General features: G+C 39.8%; 15 protein-coding genes and 1 pseudogene. 4 read left to right on the top strand and 12 right to left on the bottom strand.

Annotation, left to right across the window (positions count from 1 at the left end; genetic code table 11):
- Positions 1-102, top strand: a pseudogene (locus KYJ26_RS24385) (sigma factor); the annotation flags it as partial.
- Between the two features lie 16 nt (positions 103-118).
- On the opposite strand, the gene KYJ26_RS14355 reads toward KYJ26_RS24385, so the two are convergent.
- The 4 genes from KYJ26_RS14355 to KYJ26_RS14340 form a co-directional block, all read right to left on the bottom strand.
- The gene (locus KYJ26_RS14355) at positions 119-1,603 is read right to left on the bottom strand and encodes a recombinase family protein (protein ID WP_219168091.1); all 1,485 of its coding nucleotides are present in this window, start codon (positions 1,601-1,603) and stop codon (positions 119-121) included.
- 197 nt (positions 1,604-1,800) lie between these two features.
- A complete protein-coding gene (locus KYJ26_RS14350) occupies positions 1,801-2,442 on the bottom strand; it encodes a hypothetical protein (RefSeq protein WP_219168090.1) in 642 nt (213 codons plus the stop codon).
- Complete coding sequence (locus KYJ26_RS14345) at positions 2,357-3,559, bottom strand: FtsK/SpoIIIE domain-containing protein (protein ID WP_219168089.1); 1,203 nt, start codon at positions 3,557-3,559, stop codon at positions 2,357-2,359. Before KYJ26_RS14345 ends, KYJ26_RS14350 begins: the two co-directional genes overlap by 86 nt.
- Before the next feature lie 208 nt (positions 3,560-3,767).
- A complete protein-coding gene (locus KYJ26_RS14340; RefSeq protein ID WP_219168088.1) occupies positions 3,768-4,004 on the bottom strand; it encodes a hypothetical protein in 237 nt (78 codons plus the stop codon).
- Between the two features lie 73 nt (positions 4,005-4,077).
- On the opposite strand from KYJ26_RS14340, the gene KYJ26_RS14335 reads away from it, so the two are divergent.
- The 3 genes from KYJ26_RS14335 to KYJ26_RS23995 are packed head-to-tail and all read left to right on the top strand — an operon-like array spanning position 4,078 to position 4,620.
- Complete coding sequence (locus KYJ26_RS14335; protein WP_219168087.1) at positions 4,078-4,284, top strand: helix-turn-helix transcriptional regulator; 207 nt, start codon at positions 4,078-4,080, stop codon at positions 4,282-4,284.
- The gene (locus tag KYJ26_RS14330) at positions 4,281-4,523 is read left to right on the top strand and encodes a hypothetical protein (RefSeq protein WP_219168086.1); all 243 of its coding nucleotides are present in this window, start codon (positions 4,281-4,283) and stop codon (positions 4,521-4,523) included. The genes KYJ26_RS14335 and KYJ26_RS14330 overlap by 4 nt, the downstream gene beginning before the upstream one ends.
- On the top strand, positions 4,486-4,620 hold the full coding sequence (locus tag KYJ26_RS23995) for a hypothetical protein (RefSeq protein ID WP_257475056.1): 135 nt from the start codon (positions 4,486-4,488) through the stop codon (positions 4,618-4,620). The genes KYJ26_RS14330 and KYJ26_RS23995 overlap by 38 nt, the downstream gene beginning before the upstream one ends.
- A gap of 14 nt (positions 4,621-4,634) precedes the next feature.
- Here KYJ26_RS23995 and KYJ26_RS14325 read toward each other — a convergent pair whose 3' ends face one another.
- The 8 genes from KYJ26_RS14325 to KYJ26_RS14290 all read right to left on the bottom strand — a co-directional run bounded on the left by KYJ26_RS14325 (position 4,635) and on the right by KYJ26_RS14290 (position 10,117).
- Positions 4,635-4,817: a hypothetical protein gene (locus tag KYJ26_RS14325; protein WP_219168085.1), complete on the bottom strand. Its 183-nt coding sequence runs from the start codon at positions 4,815-4,817 to the stop codon at positions 4,635-4,637.
- Between the two features lie 330 nt (positions 4,818-5,147).
- On the bottom strand, positions 5,148-5,996 hold the full coding sequence (locus tag KYJ26_RS14320) for a peptidoglycan recognition protein family protein (protein ID WP_219168084.1): 849 nt from the start codon (positions 5,994-5,996) through the stop codon (positions 5,148-5,150).
- Positions 5,996-6,247 (bottom strand): hypothetical protein, encoded by a 252-nt coding sequence (locus tag KYJ26_RS14315; RefSeq protein ID WP_219168083.1) that lies wholly within the window; start codon positions 6,245-6,247, stop codon positions 5,996-5,998. The genes KYJ26_RS14320 and KYJ26_RS14315 overlap by 1 nt, the downstream gene beginning before the upstream one ends.
- A gap of 18 nt (positions 6,248-6,265) precedes the next feature.
- The gene (locus tag KYJ26_RS14310) at positions 6,266-6,598 is read right to left on the bottom strand and encodes a hypothetical protein (protein WP_219168082.1); all 333 of its coding nucleotides are present in this window, start codon (positions 6,596-6,598) and stop codon (positions 6,266-6,268) included.
- Positions 6,591-6,977 (bottom strand): hypothetical protein, encoded by a 387-nt coding sequence (locus KYJ26_RS14305; RefSeq protein WP_219168081.1) that lies wholly within the window; start codon positions 6,975-6,977, stop codon positions 6,591-6,593. The genes KYJ26_RS14310 and KYJ26_RS14305 overlap by 8 nt, the downstream gene beginning before the upstream one ends.
- 60 nt (positions 6,978-7,037) lie before the next feature.
- On the bottom strand, positions 7,038-7,388 hold the full coding sequence (locus KYJ26_RS14300) for a hypothetical protein (protein ID WP_219168080.1): 351 nt from the start codon (positions 7,386-7,388) through the stop codon (positions 7,038-7,040).
- 12 nt (positions 7,389-7,400) lie between these two features.
- Positions 7,401-8,138, bottom strand: coding sequence for a fibronectin type III domain-containing protein (locus KYJ26_RS14295; protein ID WP_219168079.1), 738 nt, complete (start codon positions 8,136-8,138; stop codon positions 7,401-7,403).
- 428 nt (positions 8,139-8,566) lie between these two features.
- The gene (locus KYJ26_RS14290; protein ID WP_219168078.1) at positions 8,567-10,117 is read right to left on the bottom strand and encodes a phage tail spike protein; all 1,551 of its coding nucleotides are present in this window, start codon (positions 10,115-10,117) and stop codon (positions 8,567-8,569) included.
- Positions 10,118-10,290 lie beyond the last annotated feature (173 nt).

The raw sequence follows: 10,290 nt of genomic DNA, 5'->3' as shown, positions 1-10,290 counted from the left end.
GGGACCATCGGATTGATTAAAGCGATCGAAAGTTATTCAGAAGGAAAAGGAACGAAACTTGCCACATATGCCGCACGATGTATAGAAAATGAAATCCTAATTACATAAGGTTACTGCATCAAAATAGATTGATTCTTACTGTATCCTTATCAACCACGATTACCTCTTTCACCAAACTCCGAATTAATTCCTTTTTATCTTCTCTGTCGAGTTGAGTTTCTACTATATTATTGTATCTGTTTGAAATGGATTCAATGTTCTCTTTATCAATAGAAGGTTCCGCAGCAAGTTCATTCTCGATTCCATTCTTCTTTTCATTCAACTTATTGTATCGCTCTTGCATTTGTCCGAGTTCTTCTATAATATCTGTAGTATCAATATCTTCTGAAAGGCTGACGAGCTTAACCAGGCGTTGTCGGCCTTTTTTATTTTTTTCCAATTCTATGTTGATCATCTCAAGTTCTTTTACTAAATGATCATTGCCGCTACCATCTTCCATAGCATCTACAAGGTCTGGATTTTTGATAATCCCATAAACATTATCCCACACAACATCGTTCAATTTATTCTCGCTGATTTGCCTTGAACAAATTCCTCTGTATCCAGGGTTTGATTTTTTGCATGTATAGATAAAATAGTCTTTACCGTGCGATAATGTTCTTCTACCGGTCATGGTTCTTCCACATTGCCCACAACGCACCAAACCACTCAATAAATAATCGTGTGAGGAATGCCCGGAGCTTCGTCTTCTGCCGTGTTGGAGTAAATCCTGCGCCCTTTTGAACTTAACCTCATCAATGATTGGTGGTATTTGATTTATGATCCATTCTTCCTCGTCCCTAACGCTTTGAATGAACTTTTCGCCCCTTTGTTTAGCTACATAACCACCTTCTGTATTCCAACGGTTCTGTATATAAATACCTGTGTACGATTGGTTCGTTAAAATCTGTCTAACCACGTTCCTGTGCCAGACCTTTCCATTTCGTTTACGTGGAATATCTAAATCAGTAAGGTGTTGAGCAATACCGTTCATTCCTTCGAATCCATACTTGGGATCTGTATAGTAATCGAAAATCATTTGGACCACTTTAGCTTCTTCCTCATTAATGACGTACATACTTTTTTCTTTGTCGAAGTCGTAACCATATAGGTGATTGTTTTTAACTACCTTGCCGTTTTTGGCTTTGGATCTACGACCACCTGATGTACGTTCCTTGATTTTAGCTTTTTCAAATTCAGAGAAGGCACCACGCATCGAGAAAAACAGATGACCCTCAGAAGTCTCTGCGTATTCACCATTAACGAAAAGGATTTTAACTCCCTGTCTTTTAAACTCGTCATCAAGTATTAATTGATTCATAAGTTTACGAGATAACCGGTCTGGATCATAACAGATTAGTTCATCAACAATTCCCCTTTTCACGTCTTCTCTCAGCTTCGTTAAACCTGGACGTTCAATGATTTCCCCGGTCCACCCTTCATCTACATACTGCAGCACATCAGATGTTCCAGCCTTCTTTAAACATGAGTCGATTTGACCTTGAATAGAGTACCCTTTAGTCGCTTGTTCTTCCGTACTCACTCGAACGTATATTGCTTTCACTTTCTTTCACCCTTTTCTTTTCCTGATTTGTTCCAAATATCTCCTTTCTATACTTATTCAATATATAATCATAGCAAATTTTCACGCAATCGTCATGATGTTTTCCTTTGGTTATGATTACCTTCATCACTCAATCACCTCTATATAGGTTATGAGAGCGAGAGATTGTCCTATTAAGCAATAAAAAAACGATGAGATTATTTCATCTCACCGTACATCACAACCTCATGTCTAATGCTTCTCTCCCTTAACCACGCTGATAACTTCTTCTTACGGTCCTGGGTGTGGGTAAAAAAATAGAGAATGGGCGCACCGTTGAAATCTTTACGTATAAGTGGAAGAATCTCTGCATAATTGTTCACCTTCTTTCGGTTGTCTGCCATGTTCAGCTTGTTATCTATCTCAATCAGATAGGTGTAGCCGTTACGTGTGAAATAAGCGTCTGTTACGAGTTTTCTTTTGTTTGAAGGCTTTATGCCTTGGATAATAATATCTGTCCGTGACGGTGCTTCTGCGACTGTTTCAAAGGTGTGTTCTATATCCCAATCGTGTGGGCAGTCAAAGTGGATATAGATGTCATTTCTTAAAAGGTAATGTTCGGTGTTGAGGGACATGGTAACACTGTGTTCAGAGTCAATGAGTTTACGTCCCTTTTCATTGAGATAAACAACCTTCTCTTTATTCCAGTACTTTTGATGCGTGTACTCACTCAACCCGTTCACGATCTTACAAGCATTTCGGTAGCTGCCTAATTTATGAATGTGTTGTAGGTGTTTGATCTTCACTATCCCCAATCGGTCGATGGTCATTAACATACTTTCTAGCCTTTCTTGCTTCATGTTCTCCCTCCATCATCTTATAAATCATTTTATCGTCAATGTACGGTACTTGGACGGTGCGTTTCCTCTCGACCATGTATATGGCCCTTCCCGGTATAGAAGGTAGATCCTCAGCTCCCACTTCATCCAATAACACTTGGCTTGCGATACGTGAAGCGCATATGAATGACATACGAGCGACAATGTTCATTTTCACTTGCATAGGGACCGCTTCTTTTGTAGGGTACTGCGTCGCATAGATCAACCGCATACCTACCGCCCCTCCAATACGAGCAATCTCACTTAGGGCAGCCTGACAAAACTCTGCATACTTCTTCGCCTTCTTATCCTTTACGATATTTGGTGACAGTTCAGCCCCTTCATCCACTATGATGAATGTCCGTTTCATGATAGGAGTATCTAAGATGTTTGTGTATCCTTTATCCCGGAACATTAATTCCCTACGTTTTAACTCATCCGTCACGTTTATAAGTGTCTCTGCTGCTTCATACACATCACAGGCGACCTCTTTTACCTGCGGGAAGGCTTTATACTTATAGAATTCTAACCCGGCCTTTAAATCGAGTATATAGAACTCTACGTTATCTGATTGATTCATCAGCAACGTGTGGAAGGCTTCTTTCATGAATACTGTCTTACCGAATCGAGTTACCCCACCGACAAGCATGTGAGGATAGTGGTCGAAGTTGTGGTAAAGGATCCCACGATGATTTTTGCCTATCGGGACCTCCCATGTTCCGGTTTGTATCAGTGACTCGTCATAATTCCATTTCGTCGGTAGCTTATCTTTGAATACTCTCAGTTTCAACACTCCCTCATATTCGTACTCCACTTCTCTGTTTAACGCTTCTTTTAATGCTGGGAGTAGTTTATCAAATACTTCACTTGGCATCCCTCTGGGCAACGTGTAGATATATGTGGTATGTGTTCCTCTGTCACGAGTGGATTTGAGTTTAGGGTAGATAAGGTTATCGCCTTTTTTGAAGCATACCTTCCGATTGACTAGTACCTGTTTTATTGTTCGCTTATCGTTTTTCTTTCGAGGGATGAGGGCAGCTCCTACGATAACGGCCGGGATGGTTAGAAGCTCAATCATTGACTCATGCAGTCCGTACACATATCCCCATAAAAATCATCCTTTTCTCTACAACACCATCTGCAATATCTCCACACGATTAAAACCATAAAAATCACCCTCCTGTTTTTACGATGAGAAGCATCGGAAAAAGATATATGATAATATATCAAGTTGAATTAAAACAGACGAGCCATGACAAGACAGACAATATAAGTATCAGTTAGTATCTTGTTCAATGACTCTTTCACTACAAGAACAGTTTACTGACCAGTGAAATGAGTTTAAGAAACGCACCGGCTTTGATAACCTCGACCACGATCACAAGTAAGTCCTCATTGATGGACATTCCACTCTTTTCCATGGCTGTAATGACTAATAGACCACCTCCAAATATTCCAGTTGCGACAATACCGAATGTAAAAGGTTCGATTTTTACATCACTCCTCTTTTCTTTGTATACGGCATTGTATGGATATACGCCCAAAATATTGCCTGTACTTCGGAAATTAAATTTCTAGAGGATAAGACATACTGCTGCCGAATATATGTAATAGGTGATGGATATGATAAAATGCGTTATTAGAGAGCTTGTTGATAATAGTGGTTATAAACGAAGTTTTGTGGCAGATAAACTAGGGGTCACAGTTAAGCAATTGAGGAATTATGAAACTGGTCACAGTTACATACCGATGGATAAGGCTTTTATGCTAGCCGATTTATTAGGAGTAAAGGTCGATGATCTATATAGGAGGGACGATAATTGAAATACGATATACAATTACACGTGAGGATTGAAGATACCGGGATCCTGCGTTTTAATCGTTTCGACTGCAGCAGAAAGAAATTGATCGAACTTGCTTCCAAATGGAAATACCAAGTATGGAGAGAACATGGTTGCAGAGATATGCTAGTAGAGAAGATCCAGGTTAATGGGGATGAAGATATTAAAAATGAGGTGAAGGAGTATGAAGAAAACGTGGGAAGAGGTCATCTTCCGTTTTAAGGAGATGGGTTTAGATCCGGATAAAGTTTATGATGCCGTCTGCACCATAGATGAAATGGCCAAGATGATTAAAGAAGAAAAGCCCCCTACTGAGTGAGTAGAGGGCGTTTTTTATGAGTTAATATGATTGATCAGTTGCTCTTTGTATTGCATCACTGAAGCGTCCACGAAGTCCGCAGCCAGGTTGAGCATCTTATCTAAAAGGTCCTGGACTTCTTTGTCATCCGTTAGACCTCTGATTTCGTGATACGTGTCTAAGAATTGTTCCTCTGTTTTCAATACATTTGTTTTCATTTGTTGTTTCCCCTCTCTAATTTTTGATGTTATATAACTGCATGAACTAGAGAATAAGGAATAGTAAATAGCCCAAAGGACAAAAATACATACTACTCCATAACTCTAGATCAAATAAATATAAAGTTATGCAGTTATATAAAATCATTTTTGTAATTTGGGCTTCTATCAGCCTAAAATATAAAATTAAATTAAGTTTTAAATTAAGTTAGAATTGATTAAATTAGATTAAATTAAAATGTGTGTGAAATTAAATTAAAATATAAAATGTATATACCAAAATTAAACTATACATACATAATATTCTAAACAAGGAAGCTTGTCAATGATTTATTTCTCACCTTGAATTAACGCACGATCCAGAGCAACATAAATTAACCCGATAGCATCAGAAGTCGATAGCTTACCGTTTAAGAAGTCTTCTCTCCACTTAGCACTGATACCGTTCTCCTTAGATTCTAACCGCTTTAATACGACTGCTACACTGTTTGAAATTGTATCGTTTGATGGTTTCATAGTTTCCTCACCTTCATCATTCATTTTAGATTCCTCTTGATTCGCTATAGTTACATCACCTTTTACCGGTTGATCAATCGAGTGAAGGAATGCGTTCCACTTTTGTTGATCTTCCACAAAAGGTAAAGGACATGGTTTTCCTGTAACGTCGAAGTGACGAACCACTCTGTTTCTTGTATCTCTTAATTGAGAAAACTTATCTTGAAGCATTTTAATTACTAATCGTGCGCGTTCGATTGTATCTGGGTGGATGGTTCCGTTTTTCTCAACGCACATTTCTACCCCGATAGTTAATAAATTTGCGTTACCACCTGGATACTGCTTCGAAGTGGCCCTCAATGAAGAAAGCTTCAAAGTTCTGTCATTCGCATGAAAACACACTTCGTCCAAAGGTACTAACTCAATTGCTTCGTTTTTATCAACAAAAATATGTGCTGAAGCATAACGGATCTTCTCTTCCCTTCCCTCATGTGCTGCTTCAATTCTTTCCCGGTCATTCTGATCGGGCAACGTTTCATTAAAGTATTTGAAATGTCCTTGTGCAGTAGCTCCGAAATTAGCTGTCCAATGATCCACTAAAGCTTGAAGTCTTAAAAGTTTGATTCCAGGTCTGGTTGAAAAGTGTTTTTTGATATGCTTAACCTTATAATTAAGCTCTACCATTACCGATCATCCTTTTCTTGAGCGTATTTAATACCGGCCACAGTTCCAACACCCAACATAGCGTATTTGATTCCTTCAAGCATAACTTCAAAATCAAACTCCTTATACTCAAAGAAAGCGAATCCTAATCCTAATAAAAGCCCAGCAAGTGGAATAACCGTGTTCGAGACTCTACCCGATTCACGGATGACATAAAGAATAAACGCAAGTGCAACGTATGCCCCAAAATCAAGTGATAATAATTGTTCCATGTGTATTCCTCCTTATAATTAAAAAAAGAATTTGCCTGATGCGACAAATCCACAAATGAGTAATATGATTTTGATTAAATCAGTGATTAACGCTCTCCACCCCTGGTCTCTACCGGCAGATGCAGCGATCTTGCTGATTTCCTGTTTCATATCTGATTGAGTATCTTTGATGTGAGTGAACATGATCTCCACTCTGCCAATTGATGTGGCTACATCTACGATGTCGTCGTTCATTTTGTCGTGTTCAATATCATTTTCCCTTACGTGATCCCTTAATTCTTGTTTAACGTCTCTCATTTCACGTTCTAAGTTACTGACCTTTTCCATTAATACTGCTACAGTCTCAGGCATTTCTACTGCCTACCTCCCTTATTCCCCATAAGGCCATAAAGGATATAAGTCCAAAAACCCCGAAACCGATGCTGTAAAATCCCAATCCTAAATAATAGCCCGATGATATAATCCCATAAATTACTGCTGACATGAACAAACCGAATTTCCTTAGCTTCTTTTTGCGTATGATGATCCCTAATATCTTTACCAACGCAGAAAACAGAAAGACGAAAGCCCATACATACTCAGGGGCAACCTCGCCAAAAAAACGGTAGACCTCCGGCAAATCGTCAAACAAATTGGGGCTATTAAACAAAACAACACCCCACCACAAACTAATAAGGGATAGTACAACTTCAACTATTGGTATAATGAACATTTTCTGTCTCTCCTCCACTCTGATTGCACCTCCCTTTTAAGCATTAAAAATGACACCTCACAATGGGTGCCAGTCTCTTTATTGAACTGGTGCGATCATCTTGACACCATTACGATGTACGATTAATTCCCCTAGATCAACTACTACTTTCTTCTGGTTGTTTAGGTCAACCGCAACATCATTAGCATCATAACTTTCAATAAACACAGGTACCGTGATCCCATCGTTTAAATATACATTTACGTTTGGATTATCCGTCGGTGTTTCTGGAAGTATTGATTTAATATTCCCCTTATTGATTACCACATTACCGACTGTGATCATTGTGATTTGGGGATCGTTTAATTTCTGAGCCAAAGATTCTGCGTTGTAATCCGTGAAGTCAGCTGTAATTGTTCCGTTATCGTGAAAGTTAATTGAAATATTCATATAAGCACTCCTTTAGATGATTGAATTTATACTATCTCTTAATCGGTTGATATAGGTGGCGTAGATAATATCATCTATGCTTTTACTCGAAGGTGGAACTGTCGGTGGATTCATTGCCGATATTGCACTACAAGCTTCGTTGAACTTGCTGGCTGTAAACGACAAGCCCGATGTTGCAGTGGTAAAGTTGTAATATGGAAATCCTTTGTAAAGCCGATAGTCATTTATTCGGTTCGTGAAACTATTCCACTCGCCAGCCGTTATATTAAAGTTTCCGCCACTGGTTTTAGGTGTGTACCACGACCAATCAGACGGTCTATTTCCTTTTGTTTTGAATCGTGTTACCGATGGTGTACCGTTTATATACGATCCATCTGACAGTTGCCTACGAGCATACACTTTCACATCGTACTCAGTATCAGCCGATAACCCTGAGAGAGTATAATTTGATACCGAACGATATGAAACAAACGTGTAAGATGAACTTGTCGCTAATTTATATTCAACTCTGTAATCCGTGAAGTTTGTGGCATCGTCCCAATTAACATAAACACTTGTTTGTTCAACGCTTCCAATAATAATCGACCCTACTCCACTTGGAGGGGTAGGTGATGGACCACTTGAAAAGGTCGTATAAGCCCAACTACTATAGCTCGTGTCGTTATAAGCGATAACATCAATTGTGTAAAATGAATCGTAATTCGGTACCGTGAACGAATGATAATAAGTCGAATAGCTACTGGCGTTCATGGTGTAATCATACGTTCCACTTTGCCATCCGTAATCGAAACGAATTCCTGTGGTACTGCCTTTCGTTACAACTTTAACCGTGATGTCTTTTCCATTCACTGAATAAAGGCTGATAGTAGGTGTCCCTGGCGGTGAAGGAGGGCAATCCAGCGTATATGAACTTGTTGTATAATATCGCCAAGTTGTTGTATTAGGAGGTAACACTTCCGCAGTGAAATTATAAAGCGTCCCGCAACTTAGCGAATTGAAACCGTCAGTTGATGAGTAGTAGTAGCTGCCGTCATACCCTCCACTTCCAGATAAATAAAATGATGATCCTGTCGTGTTGTTCACTAACTTAAACGTATATTGATTAGCTGGAAGCGACAGTCCCTCTACTCTCATGCGAATATAATCAGTACCCCGACCTTGAATGACTAAACTTGGCATTATCCGAACCTCGCAGTCGTGTTAATCCCTGTAACGGTGGCATTTGAGAAATCCACAACTGAACCACTGTAAAAACTGATATCCGTATCAAATTGCATTGTGCCGGACCCGACGTAAAGTGAATCTATACCCGGACTCGTTATAACAACCCCTCCGAGATTACCTCTAAAGTAAATTCCCTTAGGAGTAGAATCCCGAAAGTTTTCACCGACGAATAACGTGTTATTTACGTTCGTGATCCCAAGCATATTTATTCGCTGAGCATCGAGTGTAATGGTCGTGGATGATTGATTGATTTTCGAAGCAATTGTATTACCGTTAAAATCATTCGTAGAAACCTTTGACGTTATCTGTCCGGCTTGGATACTGATGGACGATTCAGCACTACTCATTCGACTGTTAAGTGATGAAACACTTAATTGAATGTTATCGGCTTTAACGTCAACCTGTGCGATTGATTCGTCTAATTGCTCTACGCTTAGAATGATATTGTCAGCCCTAACATTGACGGCAGCTATCGACTCGTTAACCTCTTCGACCTCTAAACGTATTTGTTCGTTTGTCTGCTCAATGCGTGACCGGAATTCTTTCTTATTCTCATCAATTTCGATTTTTGTTTTCGTGAGAATGTCCGTCAGCCTATTCGGACGATTGCCAAGCGTGACAGTCGATTTCCCTTTTAGTAACGGTTTATCTTTGCGAGCCATTATGCGAGTTTGAAATTCGATTCCTAACTTTTCGTGGATCAACCAGACAGTATCGCCAAGGTTAGGCGAAAAATCGAGAAGCACCTCTTCAATCTCAATACTCACTTCCGGTACGTCCGTCAGCTCACGCTTCAACCGTTCAATCATTGAATTGGGAATCGTATATCTGTCATCCTTCACAGGTTCTGCGTGCCTTTCACCGTAAACAGATGCGTTAGGCGAGGTATACGTAACCTCTAATCCGTCACCGCCAAATCCTTTGATGACCGTTGCAAGCTTCGTGGTATCCACGTTCTCCTTTATCGCCTTGATATTGTGTTTATAGCGAAATTGGAAGTCGTCGTTTGCGCCAATCTGTTTGTAAATTCGCAGGTGTTTGTTCGGTTCGATTTTCACTTCACATTCATAGGTATCGCATATCTGACGAATGAGAGCCAGTACGTTATCTTCTCCGGAATTAAAAAGAAGTTGAGGGTCAATGTCGTCCACAACTTCGTATGTCCATCCGGTGCCGGTCAAAACGATTGAGAAGCATTCATCCACCGTTTTTGAACCGCCGAATATGTCGTACACTCGATGACCGATTAAGTCGAAGAATACATGGTTAGCGAGCGAAACGACCTTGCGATTAGGGGTCTGTGTAATTTTTTTGACTCGGAACTCGTGATCGGACCATTCGATCGTTGACTCTTCCTGAAGTAACGGATAAGCGTGTTTGTTTCGCTCGGTGTTGAGTGCGACTAAGTTAATCGAGAAATCACCATTTACCTCTTCGTTTACTTCTAGTCCGGTGAAGTCCGACAACGGCTCTGTGGTGCCGTGAATATCTTTGATGATGAGCATTAATCCACCACCTTTTCAAAATAAAAAGAGCCACCGAAGTGACTCTTCATTTAATATTTAGTTGCTGCGCATTTGTGTCCGATTGTTCAGTTTACTCAGCCATCCAAAGGAACGATGTGTTGACTGTTGGAGTAGGAGAAACTCTAATATCAAATGTTGTGGCAGTTCTTGCT

This window comes from Rossellomorea orangium (assembly GCF_019334305.1).
Taxonomy (GTDB): domain Bacteria; phylum Bacillota; class Bacilli; order Bacillales; family Bacillaceae_B; genus Rossellomorea.
Note: the sequence above shows the minus strand (reverse complement) of the source record. Positions and strands in the feature narration are given on the sequence as shown.